The organism is Streptomyces sp. NPDC050703, assembly GCF_040654435.1.
GTDB lineage: Bacteria > Actinomycetota > Actinomycetes > Streptomycetales > Streptomycetaceae > Streptomyces.
In genome coordinates this window covers 178,384-197,882 of sequence record NZ_JBFAHX010000006.1, presented here as the reverse complement: position 1 = coordinate 197,882, position 19,499 = coordinate 178,384, and the positions used below count along the sequence as shown (strand labels likewise).

The window sequence follows — 19,499 nt, the reverse complement described above, 5'->3', positions numbered from 1 at the left end:
TCAAGAGACAGGACCCTGCGTGCCCGCGACCCCTAAGAATGTGCCCGAGCCGAGCCGTACCGACCCGGCTCTGATCCGCAATTTCTGCATCATCGCGCACATCGACCACGGCAAGTCCACGCTCGCCGACCGCATGCTCCAGCTCACCGGTGTGGTGGAGCAGCGGCAGATGCGTGCTCAGTACCTCGACCGGATGGACATCGAGCGCGAGCGCGGCATCACGATCAAGTCCCAGGCGGTGCGTCTGCCCTGGGCCCCGAGCGAGGGCCCGGACCAGAGCAAGACCCACATCCTCAACATGATCGACACCCCGGGCCACGTGGACTTCACGTATGAAGTCTCGCGTTCGCTCGCGGCCTGTGAGGGCACGATCCTCCTGGTCGACGCGGCCCAGGGCATCGAGGCGCAGACTCTCGCCAACCTCTACCTGGCGATGGAGAACGACCTCAAGATCGTCCCCGTGCTGAACAAGATCGACCTGCCGGCCGCGCAGCCCGAGAAGTTCTCCGAGGAGCTGGCCAACCTCATCGGCTGCGACCCCGAGGACGTCCTGAAGGTCTCCGCGAAGACCGGCATGGGCGTCGAGGCGCTGCTGGACAAGGTGGTCGCCGAGGTCCCGCCCCCGGTCGGCGTCAAGGACGCCCCGGCGCGCGCGATGATCTTCGACTCGGTCTATGACTCCTACCGCGGCGTCGTGACGTACGTACGAGTCGTCGACGGCCAGCTCAACAAGCGCGAGCGCATCCGGATGATGTCCACCGGGGCCACGCACGAACTCCTTGAGATCGGTGTCTCGTCGCCCGAGATGACCCCGGCCGACGGCATCGGCGTCGGCGAGGTGGGCTACATCATCACCGGCGTGAAGGACGTCCGCCAGTCCAAGGTCGGTGACACGATCACCTCCCAGAGCAAGGGCGCGACCGAGGCCCTCGGCGGCTACAAGGACCCGAAGCCGATGGTCTTCTCGGGTCTGTATCCGCTGGACGGCTCCGAGTACCCCGACCTGCGCGAGGCCCTGGACAAGCTCCAGCTCAACGACGCCGCGCTCGTCTACGAGCCCGAGACGTCCGCCGCCCTCGGCTTCGGCTTCCGCGTGGGCTTCCTCGGCCTGCTGCACCTCGACGTGATCCGCGAGCGCCTTGAGCGCGAGTTCGGCCTCGACCTCATCGCCACCGCCCCCAACGTGGTCTACCGCGTGATCATGGAGGACGGTACCGAGCACACGGTCACGAACCCGAGCGAGTTCCCCGAGGGCAAGATCGACGAGGTGTACGAGCCCGTCGTGCGCGCCACGATCCTCGCCCCGAGCGAGTTCATCGGCTCGATCATGGAGCTGTGCCAGAACCGGCGCGGCGTCATGCTCGGCATGGACTACCTCTCCGAGGACCGCGTCGAGATCCGCTACACTCTGCCGCTCGCCGAGATCGTCTTCGACTTCTTCGACCAGCTCAAGTCGAAGACGCGCGGCTACGCCTCGCTGGACTACGAGCCCACGGGCGAGCAGTCCGCGCAGCTCGTCAAGGTCGACATCCTGCTCCACGGCGACAAGGTCGACGCCTTCTCCGCGGTCACGCACAAGGACCAGGCGTACGCGTACGGCGTGCGGCTCGTCGCCAAGCTGCGCGAGCTCATCCCGCGGCAGGCATTCGAGGTGCCGGTGCAGGCGGCGATCGGTTCGCGCGTCATCGCCCGCGAGACCATCCGCGCCATCCGCAAGGACGTCCTCGCCAAGTGCTACGGCGGTGACATCTCCCGTAAGCGCAAGCTCCTGGAGAAGCAGAAGGAGGGCAAGAAGCGCATGAAGATGGTCGGTTCCGTCGAGGTGCCGCAGGAAGCCTTCATCGCCGTGCTCTCCAGCGACGACAGCGGCCCCGGCAAGGGCAAGAAGTAGACGCCCGGCAGGGGCAAGAAGGAGACGCCCGGCGAGGGCGGCAGCAGACGCACGGTCGCGGCCCCGCCGCCGCCGCCCGGGCCCGGTGCGCACGCGCACCGGGCCCGCGGCACATGGCGGCGGTCCGGCCCGTCCCGTTCGGGTCTCTGGAGGAAGTGACAGGCAGATGCCCCTTACGCACCGGCCGTCGGCGCTCTACTCTGATCACCACTCGTAGGTTACTGGCAAGTTAAACAAGTAGCCGGCAGGGACGTAAGAAGCAGCCAACCAGCCAGTTCGCCGCACTGACGTGGGCCCGGAGGATGTCGTGAGCGACACACAGACCCTGATCGAGAACCGTCCGCCGTCCGTGGCGCACCTGTTCCTGGAGCGCGTGGCGGCCACGCCCGACGCCGAGGCTTATCGCTACCCCGTTCCGGCGGCCTCCGGCGAGGGCCCCGACGACTGGCGGACGCTCAGCTGGGCCCAGGCCGCCGAGCGCGTCCACGCCATCGCCGCGGGCCTCATCGAGCTGGGCATCCGCCCCGAGGAGCGCGTCGCCCTCGCCTCCTCCACGCGGGTCGAGTGGATTCTCGCCGACCTCGGCGTCATGTGCGCGGGCGCGGCCACGACGACCGTCTACCCGCAGACCAACGCGGAGGAGTCCGCGTACATCGTGGCGGACTCCGAGAGCCGGGTGCTGATCGCCGAGGACGCCGCGCAGCTCGCCAAGGCGCGCGAGACGCGGGCCGAGCTGCCCGAGCTGCGGCACGTCGTCGTCATCGACCCCGAGGGCGTCTCGGCCGCCGACGGCGACCCCGACGGCTGGGTGCTCACCCTCGCCGACCTGGAGGCCAGGGGCGCCGCGCACCTGGAGAAGAACCCCGCGCTCATCAAGGAGCGGATCGCGGCGATCACCAGGGACCAGCTCGCCACGATCATCTACACCTCCGGCACCACGGGACGCCCCAAGGGCGTGCGCCTGCCGCAGGACAACTGGTCGTACATGGCCAAGGCCATCGCGGCGACCGGGCTGCTCGGCCCGGACGACGTGCAGTACCTGTGGCTGCCCCTCGCCCACGTCTTCGGCAAGGTGCTGACCTCCGGGCAGATCGAGCTCGGGCACGTCACCGCCGTCGACGGCCGCGTGGACAAGATCATCGAGAACCTTCCGGTGGTCCAGCCCACGTACATGGCCGCGGTGCCCCGCATCTTCGAGAAGGTCTACAACGGCGTCGCGGCCAAGGCGCGGGCCGGCGGCGGGGCCAAGTACAAGATCTTCCTGTGGGCCGCGGAGGTCGCCCGCGAGTACGCGAAGGTCAGCCAGGACAACTTCCGCAGGACGGGCACCGCCTCCGTGCCCTTCGGGCTGCGCGCCAAGCACAAGGCCGCCGACGCGCTCGTCTACTCCAAGCTGCGCGAGGCCTTCGGCGGACGGCTGCGCGCCGCCGTCTCCGGCTCCGCCGCGCTCGCCCCCGAGATCGGCTACTTCTTCGCGGGCGCCGGCATCCACATCCTGGAGGGCTACGGCCTGACCGAGTCCTCCGCGGCCTCCTTCGTGAACCCCGGCGAGGCGTACCGCACCGGCACGGTCGGCAAGCCGCTGCCCGGCACCGAGGTGCGCATCGCGGACGACGGCGAGATCCTGCTGCGCGGCCCCGGCATCATGGAGGGCTACCACAAGCTGCCCGAGAAGACCGCCGAGGTCCTGGAGACCGACGGCTGGTTCCACACCGGGGACATCGGCGAGCTGTCCGTCGACGGCTATCTGCGGATCACCGACCGCAAGAAGGACCTGATCAAGACCTCCGGCGGCAAGTACATCGCGCCCGCCGAGGTCGAGGGCCAGTTCAAGGCCGTGTGCCCGTACGTCTCCAACATCCTGGTGCACGGCGCCGACCGGAACTTCTGCACCGCGCTGATCGCCCTCGACGAACCCGCGATCCTCCAGTGGGCCGAGGAGAACGGCCAGGAGGGCAAGTCCTACGCCGAGGTCTGCGCCGCCCCCGCGACGGTCGCCCTCGTCGAGGGCTACGTGCAGCAGCTGAACGAGGGCCTCCAGCGCTGGCAGACCATCAAGAAGTTCCGCCTCCTGCCGCGCGACCTGGACGTCGAGCACGGCGAACTGACGCCCAGCCTCAAGCTGAAGCGCCCCGTCGTCGAGCGGGAGTACAAGCACCTGATCGACGAGATGTACGCGGGCTCGCGCGAGGTCTGAGCCGCCCGCGGGGCGCCTTCTCCTAGACGCCCCGCCCGCGGCGCATCTCCTGCACCAGCTCCTCCATGTGGGTCACGTGGCGGCGCAGCTCCAGGACGTCCTGGAGGCTGCTCGCCGCCATGTGGCTCTCGATCGCGGAGAGGCGGGCGGCCAACTCGTCGAACTGGCGCTGCTCGCGGGCGAGTATCCGCTCCAGCTGGCGGTTCTTGCGGTGCAGTTCGAGGAAGACGGTGACCTTGGCGCGCAGCACCCACGGGTCGAAGGGCTTGGTGAGGTAGTCGGCGGCGCCCGTGGCGTACCCGCGGAAGGCGTAGCCCGCGTCGTTGTCCGTGCCCGTCAGGAAGATGATGGGCACGTCCTTGGTCTGGTCGAGGCGCTTGATGTTCGTCGCGGTCTCGAAGCCGTCCATGCCGGGCATCCGGACGTCCAGGAGGATCACGGCGAACCGCTGCCGGAGGATGGCCTTCATCGCCTCCTCCCCGGACCGGGCACGCACCAGCGGCTCGTTCAGGGAGCCCAGGACTGCTTCGAGTGCCATCAGGTTGTCCTCCATGTCGTCGACCAGGAGGATGCTCGCGCGGTGGTCGGTCATGGACTCTGCGCTCATGGTCATGTGCCTCAATCGGTTGCCGGCGGAACAGCGCCCTCTTCGGGGGTGCTCGGCGCTTCCGCTGCGACGGTTGCCGGGTCGGGGGAGGAGGACTCGTGGCCGGTGGCCGCGCCCTCGGGGTCGAGGAGGGCGCAGACGACGCCGAGGAGCTGGTCCACGTCCACGGGTTTGGGTACGTAGTCGGTGGCGCCCTCGGCGATCGCCTTCTCGCGGTCGCCCGGCATGGCCTTGGCGGTCAGCGCGACGATCGGCAGACCGCGCCAGCGGGGGCTGCGGCGGATGGCCGCCATGGTTTCGTAGCCGTCCATCTCCGGCATCATGATGTCCATCAGGACGATGTCGACGTCGGGATTGCGTTCGAGGGTCTCGATGCCCTCGCGGCCGTTCTCCGCGTAGAGGACGGGCATGCCGACGCGGCTGAGCACGTGGGTGAGCGCGAAGACGTTGCGGATGTCGTCGTCGACGATCAGCACCCTGCGGCCGGGCAGTATGCGGCCGGCGTTCCCCTCCTTCCACTCCTCCAGCTTCGTGGGCGTGGGCCAGCTGTCGTCCGGTTCGAGGGCGGTGTGCGGCCGCAGGGCCGCGTGTTCCAGCGGTTCGGGCAGGTGCTGGGTGTGGGTCGCCGCGTACGCCACGGCGGCGGCGCCGTGGCCGGGGTGCACCACGGGCACGTACAGCGCGAAGACCGAGCCCTGGCCCGGGCGGCTCTCGGCGGTGATCCGGCCGCCGAGCAGACCGGCGATCTCGCGGCTGATGGAGAGGCCGAGTCCGGTGCCGCCGTACTTGCGGTTGGTGGTGCCGTCGGCCTGCTGGAACGCCTCGAAGATCACCGGCAGCTGCTCGGCGGGGATGCCGATGCCGGTGTCCTTGACCTCGAAGCAGAGCAGGTCGTCGTTGTCGTGGACCAGGCGGTCGCGCGCGGCCTCCTTGACGCGGCTGACCCGCAGCTCGACGCTGCCGGCCGAGGTGAACTTCACCGCGTTCGACAGGAGGTTGCGCAGGATCTGCTGGAGGCGCTGCTCGTCCGAGAACATCTCCCGCGGCACGTCCTCGCCGACGGACACGTCGAAGGCGAGCCCCCGGTCCAGGGTGAGCGGGCGGAACGTGGCGTGGACGTAGTCGAGGACCTTGATCAGCGGGAGCTTCTTGGGGCGTACGTCCATCCGGCCCGCCTCGATCTTCGACAGGTCCAGGATGTCGTTGATGAGCTGGAGGAGGTCGGAGCCCGAGCGGTGGATGGTCGTCGCGAACTGCACCTCCTGGTCGGAGAGGTGGTTGTCGGGGTTGTCGGAGAGCAGCCTGGCCAGGATGAGCAGCGAGTTCAGCGGCGTGCGCAGCTCGTGCGACATGTTGGCGAGGAACTCCGACTTGTACTGGGAGCTCGTGGCGAGCAGCGCCGCCTTCTCCTCCAGCTCGGCGTTGGAGCGGCGCAGCTCGGCCTGCTGGCGCTGGAGCTCGTCCGAGCGCTCCTGGAGCTGGGTGGCGAGCCGCTGGGACTCGCTGAGCAGCGATTCCGTACGGGAGTTGGCGATGATGGTGTTGATCGCGACGCCGATGGTGTTCACGAACTGGTCGAAGAAGGCCAGGTGGACGTCGGAGAAGCGGGAGAACGTGGCCAGCTCGATCACGCCGAGGAGCTTGTCCTCGAAGAGGATCGGGATGATCACCACGGTGGCGGGGGCCGCGTCGCCGAGCCCCGAGTGGATCTTGATGTAGTCCGGCGGCACCTCCTCGACGAGGATGCGCTTCTTCTCCAGGGCCGCCTGGCGCACGAGGCCCTGGGCGGGCATGCCGCCGGTGTCGACGACCGAGCCCTGCGCCGCGCCGTAGCCCGCGATGAACGCGAGGCCCTTCGCGGTGACCTGGGTGGGCGCCGGGCTCTCCGCGGTGTCCGGATCGGCCAGGAAGAACGCGCCGTACTGCGCGTTCACCAGCGGGGTCAGCTCGCGCAGGATCAGGTCGGCGACCTCCATCAGATCGCGGTGGCCCTGCATCAGGCCCGCGAGGCGCGCGAGGTTGGACTCCAGCCAGTCCTTGGCGCGGGTGGTCTCACGGAGGTTGTTGACCATGAGGTTGATGTTGTCCTTGAGTTCCGAGACCTCGCCCCGCGTCTCCACGGTGATCGCGCGGGTCATGTCGCCCTGGGCCACGGCGGAGGCGACCTCGGCGATGGCGCGGACCTGCGTGGTGAGGTTCAGCGCCAGCTCGTTCACGTTCGTCGTCAGGCGCTTCCACGTGCCGTACACGCCTTCGACCCGCGCCTGGCCGCCCAGCTGGCCCTCGGAGCCGACCTCGCGCGCCACGCGGGTGACCTCGGAGGAGAACGACGACAGCGTGTCCACCATGGTGTTGATGGTGGTCTTCAGCTCCAGGATCTCGCCGCGCGCGTCCACGTCGATCTTCTTGGAGAGGTCGCCCTGGGCGACGGCGGTCGCGACCTGCGCGATGTTGCGGACCTGGCCCGTGAGGTTGTCCGCCATGTAGTTGACGTTGTCGGTGAGGTCCTTCCAGACGCCGGAGACACCGAGCACCTGCGCCCGGCCCCCGAGCCGGCCGTCCGTGCCGACCTCGCGGGCGACGCGGGTGACCTCGTCGGCGAAGGCGCGGAGCTGCTCCACCATCGTGTTGACGGTGTCCTTCAGCTCCAGGATCTCGCCGCGCGCGGTGACCGTGATCATCTTGGAGAGGTCGCCGTTGGCGACGGCGGTGGTGACCTGGGCGATGTTGCGGACCTGGGAGGTGAGGTTCGACGCCATGAAGTTGACGTTGTCGGTGAGGTCCTTCCAGACGCCGGAGACGCCCCGCACCTGCGCCTGACCGCCGAGGTTGCCCTCGGTGCCGACCTCGCGGGCCACGCGCGTGACCTCGTCGGCGAAGGCGGAGAGCTGGTCCACCATCGTGTTGATGGTCGACTTCAGCTCCAGGATCTCGCCCTTGGCCTCGACGGTGATCTTCTTGCCGAGGTCGCCCTGCGCGACGGCCGTCGAGACGAGCGCGATGTTCCGCACCTGGGAGGTGAGGTTGTCCGCCATGAAGTTGACGTTGTCGGTGAGGTCCTTCCAGACGCCGGAGACGCCCCGCACCTGGGCGCGCCCGCCGAGGTTGCCCTCGGTGCCGACCTCGCGGGCCACGCGCGTGACCTCGTCGGCGAAGGCCGAGAGCTGGTCCACCATCGTGTTCACCGTCGACTTCAGCTCCAGGATCTCGCCCCTGGCGTCGACGGTGATCTTCTGGCTCAGGTCGCCGTTGGCGACGGCGGTGGTCACCTGGGCGATGTTGCGGACCTGGGAGGTGAGGTTCGACGCCATGAAGTTGACGTTGTCGGTGAGGTCCTTCCACACGCCCGACACGCCCCGCGCCTGGGCGCGCCCGCCGAGCTGCCCCTCGGTGCCGACCTCGCGGGCCACGCGTGTGACCTCGGCGGCGAAGGCGGAGAGCTGCTCCACCATGGTGTTCACGGTCAGCTTCAGTTCGAGCAGCTCGCCCGTCGCCTCGACCGTCACCGTGCGCGTCAGGTCGCCCTGCGCCACCGCCGTGGTCACCAGGGCGATGTCCCGTACCTGCGCGGTCAGCCGCGCCGCCATGGTGTTGACCGCCTCGGTCACGTCCCGCCAACTGCCCGAAAGGCCCCGCACCTTGGCGCGCCCGCCGAGCCGTCCCTCGGTGCCGACCTCGCGGGCCACGCGCGTGACCTCGCCCGTGAAGAGGGAGAGCTGGTCGACCATCGTGTTGACCGCGCGGCCGAGCCGGCGCAGGTCACCCCGCAGCTCACGGCTGCCGTCGTGCAGGTCGACGCGCTGGGTGAGGTCACCGCCCGCGACCGCGTTGAGCACCCGGGTGGCGTTCGCGGCGGGGGCGACCAGGGAGTCCAGGAGGGTGTTGACCTCCTGGACGCGGGCCGCCCATCTGCCCTGGCCCGGACTCGCGGTGAACCGCTCGTCGAGACGGCCGTGCCGGATGATCTCCCGGCGCACCCGGACGAGCTCCGCGTCGAAGTGGAGCGAGCGGTCCAGCATCTCGTTGAAGACCTGGTACAGCTCGGCGGTCAGCCCCTCGCCGGCCGGCGGCACCTTGGTGAAGTCCCCGTCCCGCGCCGCGCGCATGGCGGCGAGCAGCGGACGCAGCTCGGCCGGGGTGACGGTGACGACGCCCGCGGGAGCGGCGTCGGTCCGCGGCGGCTCCGGAGGGTGTGCCGGAGCGGGAACACGGGTCGATTTACGCGCAGGCGTAGCACTGTTCTCACTCATAACGGCCCACTTCGGTAACTCGATGCTTATGAGCGCCGTCAGTCTGTCACTCTGTCGGTGTCGCCTGAGGCGTATTCACCCGAACTGCTCAGGAGCCGCACCGTGGGGTCCCTTCCGACGCAACCGGAGACCGTTCTCCGTGCCTCCGCCGAGGACCCGGACCAGCCCGGGCCGCCAGCGGTGGTGCGGACGTCGCTGCCCGGAAACTCGCTGGCTCCGGCGGCCGCGCGAAGGTTCGTGCGGGCGGCCCTCGCCGACTGGGCCGAGCTGGGCGTGCCCGCGGCGGCCGGCGTCGACAGCCGGCTCACCGACGACGCGGTCCTCATCGTCAGCGAGCTGGCGACCAACGCCGTCGTCCACGCGGGCACCGATGTCGAACTGCTGTGCCGCCTCGACGAGGCCCAGCCGGGGGAGGACACCGACACCCTCGTCATCGAGGTCTCCGACCACCACCCCGCCCGCGCCGTCCGCGGCGAGCAGGACCAGCGCCCGGCCGGCATCCCCGAGTACGGCCGCGGCCTCCAGCTCGTCGCCAGCCTCGCCGAGGCCTGGGGCATCACCTACCGCACGGGCGCCAAGAGCGTCTGGGCCAGGCTGCCCGTCGACGGCGTCGCCGCCGTCAAGGGGATCGAGGCGTACGCGACCGACCAGGCGCTCCGGCGCGGCGTGCGCGCCGTCGAGATCCTCGCCCCGCTGCCCAAGCGGATCTCCCACGACACGGAGTGGGTCAACCGCGGCGCGCTGAGCTTCCTCGCCGAGGCGTCCGACCTCCTCGCGGGGCAGTTCGACGAGAACCTGGTGGCCGCCCTGGCGGGTCAGCTCCTCGTGCCGCGGCTCGCCGACTGGTGCGCGGTCTGGCTCGACGACGCCTCCGAGGGCCCGGCCCACCCGGCGTCCGGTTCCCTCGCGATGCGGCTCGCGCGCGTCTGGCACACCAGTGAGAGCCGCATAGAGGAGCTGCGCCGCGTCCTGGAGAAGGACCCGCCCAGGCTGCCCACCGCCGTGGGCTCCGGCGCCTGCCCCGTCCACTGGCCGGACGCCGCCCTGCCGGACGACGGCTCCGGCGCCGCGCTCGCGTACCGGCTCACCGCGGGCGGGCGCACCCTCGGCATGCTGGTGATCGGCAGGGCGGGCCTGGTGCGCTTCCCCGACGAGGTCACCGGCCTGGTCGAGGACTTCAGCCGCCGGGTCGCCCTCGCGATCAGCACGGCCAGGCGGTACCAGCGCCAGGCCAACATCAGCCAGGTGCTCCAGCGCGGCCTCCTGCCGGGCAAGGTCGCGCAGATCCCCGGCATGGACAGTGGCGTGGTGTACGAACCACGGGACAAGGGCGGACCGGGCGGCGACTTCTACGACCTCTTCCAGGCCGGCGAAGGGCGCTGGTGCTTCGCGCTCGGAGACGTCCAGGGCAAGGGGCCGGAGGCCGCCGTCGTCATCGGCCTCGCCCGCCCCTGGCTGCGCCTGCTCTCCCGCGAGGGGTACGAGGTCGCCGAGGTCCTCGACCGCCTCAACCAGCTCCTCCTCGACGACGCCACCGAGGCGTCCGACGCGGCGGCCGCGGTCGTCGCCGTCGCGGGCGGCCAGGGAGTGCCGGCCGACGGCCCCACCGCGCGCTTCCTCTCCCTGCTGTACGGGGAGCTCGTGCCGTACGACGGAGGTGTCCGCTGCACCATCGCGTGCGCCGGACATCCGCTGCCGCTCCTGCTCGGCCCCGAGGGGAAGGTGCGGGTGGCGGCGGCCCCGCAGATGCTGCTCGGGGTCTTCGACGACGAGACGTACACGAGCGAGACCTTCGACCTGCGGACCGGCGACACGCTCCTGTGCGTCACCGACGGGGTGACCGAGCGGCGCTCGGGGCGGCTCCAGTTCGACGACGGCGACGGCCTCGCACTGGCCCTCGCCGACTGCGCCGGGCTCGACGCGGAGCTGGTGGCGGAGCGGATCAGACGGCTCGTGCACGAGTTCTCCGACCGGCCGCCGGACGACGATCTCGCGGTGCTCGTGCTCCAGGCGCGGTGAGGGCGGCCCGGCGGGTGCGGCCGTCCGGCGCGGCGAGGGCGCCCGGTGCGGGACAATCGATCCATGCCTTCCGCACTGCCCGATGGTGAGCCCATGCCCGAGGACGGGACGCTGCCCGCGTCCGCCCTGGACGGCGCGGCCTCCCGCCCGCTCGGCTTCTACCTGCACGTTCCGTACTGCGCCACGCGCTGCGGCTACTGCGACTTCAACACCTACACCGCGACCGAGCTGCGCGGCTCCGGCGGTGTGCTCGCCTCCCGCGACAACTACGCCGAGACCCTGGCCGACGAGGTGCGGCTCGCCCGCAAGGTCCTCGGCGACGACCCGCGGCCCGTACGGACCGTCTTCGTCGGCGGCGGCACCCCGACGCTCCTGGCCGCGAGCGACCTCGTACGGATGCTGGACGCCGTACGGCAGGAGTTCGGGCTCGCGGACGACGCGGAGGTGACGACCGAGGCGAACCCGGAGTCGGTCGACGCGGCGTACCTCGCCGAGCTGCGGGAGGGCGGCTTCAACCGCGTCTCCTTCGGCATGCAGAGCGCGAGGCAGCACGTACTGAAGGTGCTCGACCGCACGCACACGCCGGGGCGGCCCGAGGCCTGTGTCGCCGAGGCGCGGGCGGCCGGGTTCGACCACGTCAACCTCGACCTGATCTACGGCACGCCGGGCGAGTCCGACGCCGACTGGCGCGCCACGCTCGACGCGGCGCTCGGGGCCGGGCCCGACCACATCAGCGCCTACGCGCTGATCGTCGAGGAGGGCACGCAGCTCGCGCGGCGCATCCGCCGCGGAGAGGTCCCGATGACGGACGACGACGTCCACGCGGACCGGTACCTGATCGCCGACGAGGTGCTCGGCGGCGCCGGCTTCGCGTGGTACGAGGTCTCCAACTGGGCCACGTCCGCCGCGGGCCGGTGCCTGCACAACGAGCTGTACTGGCGCGGGGCCGACTGGTGGGGGGCCGGGCCCGGCGCGCACAGCCATGTCGGGGGCGTGCGGTGGTGGAACGTGAAGCATCCCGGGGCGTACGCCGCCGCTCTGGCGGAGTCCCGCTCGCCCGGGGCCGGGCGGGAGGTCCTCTCCGCCGAGGACCGCAGGGTCGAGCGCGTCCTCCTGGAGCTCCGCCTCAGGGACGGCTGCCCGCTGTCCCTCCTCCGCGAGGCGGGGCTCGCGGCCTCGCGGCGTGCGCTGTCCGACGGTCTGCTGGCTCCTGAGCCCTACGCGGAGGGCCGCGCGGTCCTGACCCTGCGGGGCCGGCTCCTCGCGGACGCGGTCGTACGGGACCTGGTGGACTAGCCCGTCGCGCTGCCGCCCGCTTCGGTGGGCCTGCGGCCGGCTTTCCCGCCCATCCGCCCGTTACCCCGCAGCGGGTTGCCCGGTTCCCGGCTCGGCTGCCGGTGCCGGGCGGGCGGGTGGGAAAGCGCTCTGCCGCGAAGCGGCAGGCCAGTGGTGAGCGCTAGGCCTCCGGGCCAGGCGCCGTGACGAAGTCGATCAGTTCCTCCACCCGGCCGAGGAGCGCCGGCTCCAGGTCCCGGTAGCTGCGGACCGAGCCCAGGATGCGCTGCCAGGCCGCGCCCGTGTTCGCGGGCCAGCCCAGGGCCTCGCAGACGCCCAGCTTCCAGTCCTGGCCCCGCGGCACCCGCGGCCACGCCTCGATGCCCACCGAGGACGGCTTCACGGCCTCCCAGACGTCGATGTAGGGGTGGCCGACCACCAGGGCGTGGGCGGAGCCGACCTGCGCCGCGATGCGGGACTCCTTGGAGCCGGGGACCAGGTGGTCCACCAGGACGCCGAGGCGCGCGTCGGGGCCCGGCGAGAAGTCCGCGACGATGCGGGGCAGGTCGTCGATGCCCTCCAGGTACTCGACGACGACGCCCTCGACCCGCAGGTCCTCGCCCCACACCCGCTCCACGAGTTCCGCGTCGTGGCGCCCCTCCACGTAGATGCGCCCGGCGCGGGCGACCCTGGCGCGCGCCTGCGGGACGGCCACCGATCCCGATGCCGTGCGGGACGGACGTACCGGAGCGGGGGCCGTCGCGGCCGGGCGGACGAGCGTCACCGGCCTGCCCTCCAGGAGGAAGCCGCCGGGCTCCATCGGGAACACGCGGTGCTTGCCGAAGCGGTCCTCCAGCGTCACCGTCGGGCCCTGCGCCGTCTTCTCGCAGCGGACCACCGCCCCGCAGAACCCGGTGGCCGGCTCCTCGACCACGAGACCGGCCTCCGCCGCCACCTCGGGCACGGACTTCGGCTTCTTCCAGGGAGGGGTCAGGTCGGCGGAGTACTGGCGCATTCCGCCGACGATAGGAAGAAGGGGGAACGCGGACCTCACGACACGCCGGAGCGAGCAGCCAGTGTGGCGCGTTGCGCACGGACAAAAGCCGCATCCACCACCGCACCGTGCCCCGGCACGTAGAGCGCGTCGTCGCCGCCGAGTCGCAGGAGCCTGTCCAGCGCGGCGGGCCACCGCTCGGGCACCGCGTCCGGGCCCGCCTGGGGCTCGCCCGACTCCTCGACCAGATCGCCGCAGAACACGACTTCGGGACCGCCGCCGGGGCTCTTCACCAGGACCGCAAGGTCGTGCCCCGTGTGACCGGGGCCGACGTTCGCGAGCAGCACCTCGACGCCGCCGCCGAGGTCCAGCGTCCACTCCCCGCACACCGCGTGCTCCGGCGCGCGCAGCAGATCGGCCGCCTCCGCCGCCGCCTCCGCGTCGAGGCCGTGCCGCACCGCGTCCGCGCGCAGCCCCTCGCGGTCCGCGAGGACCGTGTCGACGCCCACGGCTGCGTACACCCGCACCCCCGCGAAGGCCGCCGCCCCGAAAACGTGATCGAAGTGGGGGTGGGTGAGCGCGAGATGCGTCACTCTGCGCCCGCCGCCGATGAGGTCCCTGGCCCGCCTCCGCAGCGCCGCGCCCTCCGCGAGACTCGACCCCGCCTCCACCATGAGGGCCGCGTCGGCGCCGACCACGAGACCCGCCGTACAGTCCCAGACGGGCAGGCGGACCCGCCCCACGCGCGGGGCGAGCCGTTCCCAGCCCGCCGCTTCCCATGCCGGCTCCACGTCCATACGGTGACGCTAGCCGCTGCGGAACGCCTCGGCAGAACGTGAGCGATCCGGCCTTGCCGGGTCCGTACCCGACCGCCGTACACTGGCCCTTTGACAAGCTGGCACTCACCCGCGTTGAGTGCCAGGCGGGGATCACGGCGACGGATGACGGCTGGAGGTGTGCGCGATGCTGAGTGAACGCAGGCTTGAGGTGCTGCGCGCCATCGTCCACGACTATGTCGGGACGGAGGAGCCGGTCGGCTCCAAGGCGCTCACCGAGCGGCACAGTCTCGGAGTCTCCCCGGCCACGGTCCGCAACGACATGGCGGCGCTGGAGGAGGAAGGGTTCATCGCCCAGCCCCACACCAGCGCGGGACGCATCCCGACCGACAAGGGATACCGCCTCTTCGTGGACAAACTCGCGGGCGTCAAGCCGATGACCGCCCCCGAGCGGCGCGCCATCCAGAACTTCCTCGACGGCGCCGTCGACCTCGACGACGTGGTGGGGCGTACGGTGCGGCTGCTGGCGCAGCTCACGCGGCAGGTCGCCGTGGTGCAGTACCCCTCGCTGACACGTTCGACGGTGCGCCACGTGGAGCTGCTCTCGCTCGCTCCGGCGCGCCTGATGCTCGTCCTGATCACCGACACCGGCCGGGTCGAGCAGCGCATGATCGACTGCCCGGCGCCCTTCGGGGAGACCGCGCTCGCCGATCTGCGGGCCCGGCTGAACAGCAGGGTCGCGGGACGCCGCTTCGCGGACGTGCCGCAGTTGGTGCAGGACCTGCCCGAGGCCTTCGAGGCCGAGGACCGCGGCACGGTCGCCACCGTCCTCTCCACCCTCCTCGAAACACTCGTGGAGGAGACCGAAGAACGGCTGATGATCGGCGGCACCGCCAATCTCACCCGCTTCGGACATGACTTTCCCCTCACCATCCGGCCCGTTCTCGAAGCCCTTGAGGAGCAGGTCGTGCTCCTCAAGTTGCTTGGTGAGGTGCAGGATTCGGGTATGGCCGTACGGATCGGTCATGAGAACGCCCATGAGGGGCTCAGCTCCACGTCCGTGGTCTCGGTCGGCTACGGTTCGGGCAGCGAGGCAGTCGCGAAACTAGGCGTGGTCGGACCGACCCGCATGGACTATCCGGGAACGATGGGAGCAGTACGCGCAGTGGCACGTTACGTCGGACAGATCCTGGCGGAGTCGTAAGTGGCCACGGACTACTACGCCGTACTCGGCGTGCGCCGCGACGCTTCCCAGGACGAGATCAAGAAGGCCTTCCGGAGGCTGGCGCGTGAGCTTCACCCGGACGTGAATCCGGACCCGAAGACTCAGGAGCGCTTCAAGGAGATCAACGCCGCCTACGAGGTGTTGTCGGACCCGCAGAAGAAGCAGGTCTACGACCTCGGCGGCGACCCGCTGTCCCAGGCGGGCGGCGGCGGAGCGGGCGGCTTCGGGGCCGGTGGCTTCGGCAACTTCTCCGACATCATGGACGCGTTCTTCGGTACGGCGTCGCAGCGTGGCCCGCGGTCGCGCACGCGCCGCGGCCAGGACGCCATGATCCGTCTGGAGATCGACCTCGACGAGGCGGCCTTCGGGACGACCAAGGACATCCAGGTCGACACGGCGGTCGTGTGTACGACGTGCAGCGGTGAGGGTGCCGCGCCCGGGACGTCGGCCCAGACCTGTGACATGTGCCGCGGTCGCGGCGAGGTGTCCCAGGTCACGCGGTCCTTCCTCGGCCAGGTCATGACCTCGCGGCCCTGCCCGCAGTGCCAGGGCTTCGGCACCGTCGTGCCGACGCCGTGCCCCGAGTGCGCGGGCGACGGCCGCATCCGCTCGCGGCGGACGCTGACCGTCAAGATCCCGGCGGGTGTCGACAACGGCACCAGGATCCAGCTCGCGGGCGAGGGCGAGGTCGGGCCCGGCGGCGGCCCCGCCGGTGACCTCTACGTCGAGATCCACGAGCTGCCGCACTCCGTCTTCCAGCGGCGCGGCGACGATCTGCACTGCACGGTGACGATCCCCATGACGGCGGCGTCGCTCGGCACGAAGGTGCCGCTGGAGACGCTCGACGGCCTGGAGGAGATCGACATCCGGCCCGGCACGCAGTCGGGGCAGTCCGTCCCGCTGCACGGGCGCGGCGTCACGCATCTGCGGGGCGGCGGCCGTGGCGACCTCATCGTGCACGTCGAGGTCCTCACGCCGACGAAGCTCGACGCCGAGCAGGAGCGGCTCCTGCGGGAACTGGCCCAGCTCCGGGGCGAGGAGCGGCCCACGGGGCAGTTCCAGCCGGGGCAGCAGGGGCTGTTCTCGCGGCTCAAGGACGCGTTCAACGGGCGGTAGCGCCTTGAGCGGTACGCCGGTGCCCCCGGGGCGGGATCTTCCCGTGCCGGGGGCGTCTTGTCGTCCGGCTGCGGGTGGTGGGGGCCGGTCGCGCAGTTCCCCGCGCCCCTGAAAGGGCGCGGGGAACACCGGCGGGGGGCAATGCGGTGCGGCTCGTGGAGCGTGGCACGATGCGTGCATGTCCTCCGCACTGACCGATCTCTGCCGCCACCCGATCGTGCAGGCCCCCATGGCCGGCGGTGCCTCGGGCCCGCGGCTGGCCGCGGCCGTCTCCGAGGCCGGAGGGCTGGGTTTCCTCGCCGCCGGGTACAAGACCGCCGACGGGATGTACCAGGAGATCAAGCAGGTGCGGGGACTGACCTCGCGGCCCTTCGGCGTCAACCTGTTCATGCCGCAGGCCGACACCGCGGACCCCGCCGCCGTCGAGGTGTACCGCAACCAGCTCGCCGGCGAGGCCACCTGGTACGAGACGCCGCTCGGCGACCCGGACTGCGGCCTCGACGACGGGTACGACGCCAAGCTCGCGATCCTGCTCGACGACCCCGTGCCGCTGGTCTCGTTCACCTTCGGCTGCCCCACCCGCGACGTCCTTGAGTCCTTCGCCCGCGTCGGCACCCTGACCGTCGTCACGGTGACCACGCCGGAGGAGGCGCAGGCCGCCCAGTGGGCGGGCGCCGACGCCCTGTGCGTGCAGGGCGTCGAGGCGGGCGGCCACCAGGGCACCCACCGGGACCAGCCGGAGGCCGACGGCGCGGGGCTCGGCCTGCTCACCCTCCTCACGCTGGTCCGCGAGACCACGCAACTGCCCCTGATCGCCACGGGCGGCCTGATGCGCGGTGCGCAGATCGCCGCGGTCCTCGCGGCGGGCGCGGACGCGGCGCAGCTCGGCACGGCCTTCCTCGTCACCCCGGAGTCGGGCGCCGACCCCCTGCACAAGCAGGCCATGACCAACCCGCTGTACGTGCGCACCGAGCTGACCCGGGCGTTCTCCGGGCGGCCCGCGCGAGGACTGGTCAACCGCTTCCTGCGCGAGCACGGCCCGTACGCCCCCGCCGCCTACCCCCAGGTCCACCACCTGACCAGCGGCCTGCGCAAGGCCGCGGCGAAGGCCGGGGACGCGCAGGCCATGGCGCTCTGGGCCGGGCAGGGCCACCGGCTCGCGAGGGAGCTGCCCGCCGGGCGGCTCGTGGAGGCACTCACGGCCGAACTGGCCGAGGCGCGGGCCGCGCGGGCCGCGCAGGACCAGGGAGGAAACCAGTGACCGCACCCGTATTCGTCGTCGAGCACGTCGACGCGGGACCCGGTGGGCGCTACGTGCTCGACGGGCCCGAGGGACGGCACGCCGTCTCCGTGAAGCGGCTGCGCGCCGGTGAGGACGTCGTCCTGACCGACGGCGCGGGACGGTGGGCCACGTGCGTGGTCGTGGACACCGAGGGCAAGGACCGGCTCGTCGTCCGCGTGGACGCCGTCGCCGACGAGCCCGCGGAGTCGCCCCGTATCACCGTCGTCCAGGCCCTGCCCAAGGGCGACCGCGGCGAACTGGCCGTGGAGACCATGACGGAGACCGGCGTCGACGCCGTCGTGCCGTGGGCCGCGTCGCGCTGCATCACGCAGTGGAAGGGCGAGCGCGGCCAGAAGGCGCTCGCCAAGTGGCGGGCCACGGCGCGCGAGGCCGGCAAGCAGTCGCGCCGGACGCGGTTCCCCGAGGTGGCGGACGCCGCGTCGACCAAGCAGGTCGCCGCCCTGCTCGCGGAGGCCGACTTCGCGGCCGTCCTGCACGAGGAGGGCAGCGAGCCGCTGGCCACCGCGGAACTCCCCGCCACCGGGCACATCGTGCTCGTGGTGGGGCCAGAAGGAGGGGTTTCCCCCGCCGAGCTGGCCCTCTTCGCGCAGGCCGGGGCGGCGCCGTACCGGCTGGGGCGTAGCGTGTTGCGCACATCGACCGCGGGGACCGCGGCGAGCGCGCTGCTCCTCGGACGCACGGGCCGCTGGTCCTGACCGACCCCACGGGGGCTGTGTTGGAACTCGCCCAGGTCCGCCTGCTCGTCTCGGACTTCCCCGCCTGCTACCGCTTCTACGCCGAGGTCCTCGGCCTCAAGCCCCAGTCGGGCGCCGAGGAGGGGCCGTACGAGAGGTTCAGTCCGTCCGCCGGTTCGGCGGGCATCGCGCTGCAGGACCGGTCGATGATGGCCGGGCTGATCGACGAGCTCGCCGGGGCGGCGACCGGGCACCGCTCCCTGGTGGTGCTGCGGGTCGATGACCTGGACGCGTACTGCGCGCGGATCACCGGGCGCGGAGCCGTCCTCGCGCACGGGCCCGCGCCGATGACCGACCGCATGCGGGTGGCCCACCTCAAGGACCCGGAGGGCAACGTGGTGGAGCTCCAGGAGTGGCTGCTCCTCTCGCGCGGCTGACCGGCCGGGCCGTCCGCCGACACCCCCGGACGGATGGCCGCAAGCGGTCTACCCCTCCGGCGTGCGGAGTGGCACTCTGCCGCCCATGGGGGCATTGAGGCGGTCTGTCGGCCGCGGCAAGGGGATCGTGAGGTCACGGCAGCGGCGCACGCCGGTCCTGTGCGCCGTGGCTCTCGCCGGGGCCGCCGCGCTCGGCGTCACCGCGTGCGACCCGGCGGACGGCGACATGAACACCTCCGCGGTCGCGCTCACCACCGACCGGATGGGCACCGAGGAGCTGGAGCGGCAGCACCTGGACGTGGCGTGGCTGAGCTGCACGGCGCGCTACGAGAACAAGGTGACCCCGAAGAGCGGCTCCTCCGCCGACGAGAACGCGGTCGTCACGGTGGACTGCCAGGGCGAGAGCGACGACGGCAAGGACATCACCGTCAAGGGCAAGGTGCACTCCGTCGTCGACGGCGGCTGCGTCCGCGGCGATCTCACGGCCAAGGTCGACGGCAAGGAGTGGTTCCAGGTCGACGTCCTCGGCAACTGCGACGCGGGCGACGACAACGGCGGCGACGACGGCGACAACGGCGACGACAACGGCAGCGGCGGCGACGACTCCGAGCCGCCCGTCTCCCAGCGGCCGCCCTCCCACGAGGAGCCCCGGCCCGGCCCCACCACGACCGTCACCGTGACGGTGACCCCGCCGCCCGGCCCCACCTGCGACTGCCGGCCGGGCAAGTGATCCGC

14 protein-coding genes are annotated in these 19,499 nt (G+C 71.6%); 10 read left to right on the top strand and 4 right to left on the bottom strand.

The window, feature by feature from the left end; translation table 11 throughout:
- Positions 1-19 precede the first annotated feature (19 nt).
- Both lepA and AB0I16_RS08380 read left to right on the top strand, forming a co-directional pair.
- Positions 20-1,891, top strand: a complete 1,872-nt coding sequence (gene lepA / locus AB0I16_RS08385) for a translation elongation factor 4 (RefSeq protein ID WP_363248524.1) — start codon at positions 20-22, stop codon at positions 1,889-1,891.
- 307 nt (positions 1,892-2,198) lie between these two features.
- On the top strand, positions 2,199-4,088 hold the full coding sequence (locus AB0I16_RS08380; RefSeq protein ID WP_363248523.1) for a long-chain fatty acid--CoA ligase: 1,890 nt from the start codon (positions 2,199-2,201) through the stop codon (positions 4,086-4,088).
- Between the two features lie 22 nt (positions 4,089-4,110).
- On the opposite strand, the gene AB0I16_RS08375 is transcribed toward AB0I16_RS08380, so the two are convergent.
- Positions 4,111-4,695, bottom strand: coding sequence for a response regulator (locus AB0I16_RS08375; protein ID WP_363248522.1), 585 nt, complete (start codon positions 4,693-4,695; stop codon positions 4,111-4,113).
- A gap of 11 nt (positions 4,696-4,706) precedes the next feature.
- Entirely contained in the window at positions 4,707-8,801 is a 4,095-nt protein-coding gene (locus AB0I16_RS08370) for a HAMP domain-containing protein (RefSeq protein ID WP_363248603.1), read from the bottom strand.
- A 246-nt stretch (positions 8,802-9,047) separates the two neighbouring features.
- On the opposite strand from AB0I16_RS08370, the gene AB0I16_RS08365 reads away from it, so the two are divergent.
- Together AB0I16_RS08365 and hemW are read left to right on the top strand one after the other, a co-directional pair.
- The gene (locus AB0I16_RS08365; protein WP_363248521.1) at positions 9,048-10,964 is read left to right on the top strand and encodes a SpoIIE family protein phosphatase; all 1,917 of its coding nucleotides are present in this window, start codon (positions 9,048-9,050) and stop codon (positions 10,962-10,964) included.
- 63 nt (positions 10,965-11,027) lie between these two features.
- Entirely contained in the window at positions 11,028-12,260 is a 1,233-nt protein-coding gene (hemW, locus tag AB0I16_RS08360; RefSeq protein WP_363248520.1) for a radical SAM family heme chaperone HemW, read from the top strand.
- A 160-nt stretch (positions 12,261-12,420) separates the two neighbouring features.
- On the opposite strand, the gene AB0I16_RS08355 is transcribed toward hemW, so the two are convergent.
- Together AB0I16_RS08355 and AB0I16_RS08350 are read right to left on the bottom strand one after the other, a co-directional pair.
- Complete coding sequence (locus AB0I16_RS08355; protein WP_363248519.1) at positions 12,421-13,254, bottom strand: DUF3097 domain-containing protein; 834 nt, start codon at positions 13,252-13,254, stop codon at positions 12,421-12,423.
- Positions 13,255-13,289: 35 nt separating this feature from the next.
- Positions 13,290-14,024 carry an MBL fold metallo-hydrolase gene (locus AB0I16_RS08350; protein WP_363248602.1) on the bottom strand — a complete coding sequence of 245 codons (735 nt, stop codon included), beginning with the start codon at positions 14,022-14,024 and terminating at the stop codon, positions 13,290-13,292.
- Positions 14,025-14,196: 172 nt separating this feature from the next.
- Here AB0I16_RS08350 and hrcA point away from each other — a divergent pair, with 172 nt between their 5' ends.
- The 6 genes from hrcA to AB0I16_RS08320 all read left to right on the top strand — a co-directional run bounded on the left by hrcA (position 14,197) and on the right by AB0I16_RS08320 (position 19,494).
- The gene (hrcA, locus tag AB0I16_RS08345) at positions 14,197-15,213 is read left to right on the top strand and encodes a heat-inducible transcriptional repressor HrcA (protein ID WP_363248518.1); all 1,017 of its coding nucleotides are present in this window, start codon (positions 14,197-14,199) and stop codon (positions 15,211-15,213) included.
- Positions 15,214-16,350, top strand: a complete 1,137-nt coding sequence (gene dnaJ, locus AB0I16_RS08340; RefSeq protein ID WP_363248517.1) for a molecular chaperone DnaJ — start codon at positions 15,214-15,216, stop codon at positions 16,348-16,350.
- A 178-nt stretch (positions 16,351-16,528) separates the two neighbouring features.
- On the top strand, positions 16,529-17,611 hold the full coding sequence (locus tag AB0I16_RS08335) for a nitronate monooxygenase (protein ID WP_363248516.1): 1,083 nt from the start codon (positions 16,529-16,531) through the stop codon (positions 17,609-17,611).
- Positions 17,608-18,348: a 16S rRNA (uracil(1498)-N(3))-methyltransferase gene (locus tag AB0I16_RS08330; RefSeq protein ID WP_363248515.1), complete on the top strand. Its 741-nt coding sequence runs from the start codon at positions 17,608-17,610 to the stop codon at positions 18,346-18,348. The genes AB0I16_RS08335 and AB0I16_RS08330 overlap by 4 nt, the downstream gene beginning before the upstream one ends.
- A 20-nt stretch (positions 18,349-18,368) precedes the next feature.
- Positions 18,369-18,764 carry a VOC family protein gene (locus AB0I16_RS08325; protein WP_363248514.1) on the top strand — a complete coding sequence of 132 codons (396 nt, stop codon included), beginning with the start codon at positions 18,369-18,371 and terminating at the stop codon, positions 18,762-18,764.
- A gap of 127 nt (positions 18,765-18,891) precedes the next feature.
- Positions 18,892-19,494 (top strand): hypothetical protein, encoded by a 603-nt coding sequence (locus AB0I16_RS08320; RefSeq protein ID WP_363248513.1) that lies wholly within the window; start codon positions 18,892-18,894, stop codon positions 19,492-19,494.
- The last annotated feature ends 5 nt before the right edge of the window (positions 19,495-19,499 follow it).

Excerpts from the sequence above, each read along its gene's own strand:
- hrcA (WP_363248518.1), top strand. The coding sequence starts at position 14,197 with ATGCTGAGTGAACGCAGGCTTGAGGTGCTGCGCGCCATCGTCCACGAC.
- AB0I16_RS08375 (WP_363248522.1), bottom strand. The coding sequence starts at position 4,695 with ATGAGCGCAGAGTCCATGACCGACCACCGCGCGAGCATCCTCCTGGTC.
- AB0I16_RS08335 (WP_363248516.1), top strand. The coding sequence starts at position 16,529 with ATGTCCTCCGCACTGACCGATCTCTGCCGCCACCCGATCGTGCAGGCC.
- AB0I16_RS08370 (WP_363248603.1), bottom strand. The coding sequence starts at position 8,801 with ATGCGCGCGGCGCGGGACGGGGACTTCACCAAGGTGCCGCCGGCCGGC.
- AB0I16_RS08355 (WP_363248519.1), bottom strand. The coding sequence starts at position 13,254 with ATGCGCCAGTACTCCGCCGACCTGACCCCTCCCTGGAAGAAGCCGAAG.
- hemW (WP_363248520.1), top strand. The coding sequence starts at position 11,028 with ATGCCTTCCGCACTGCCCGATGGTGAGCCCATGCCCGAGGACGGGACG.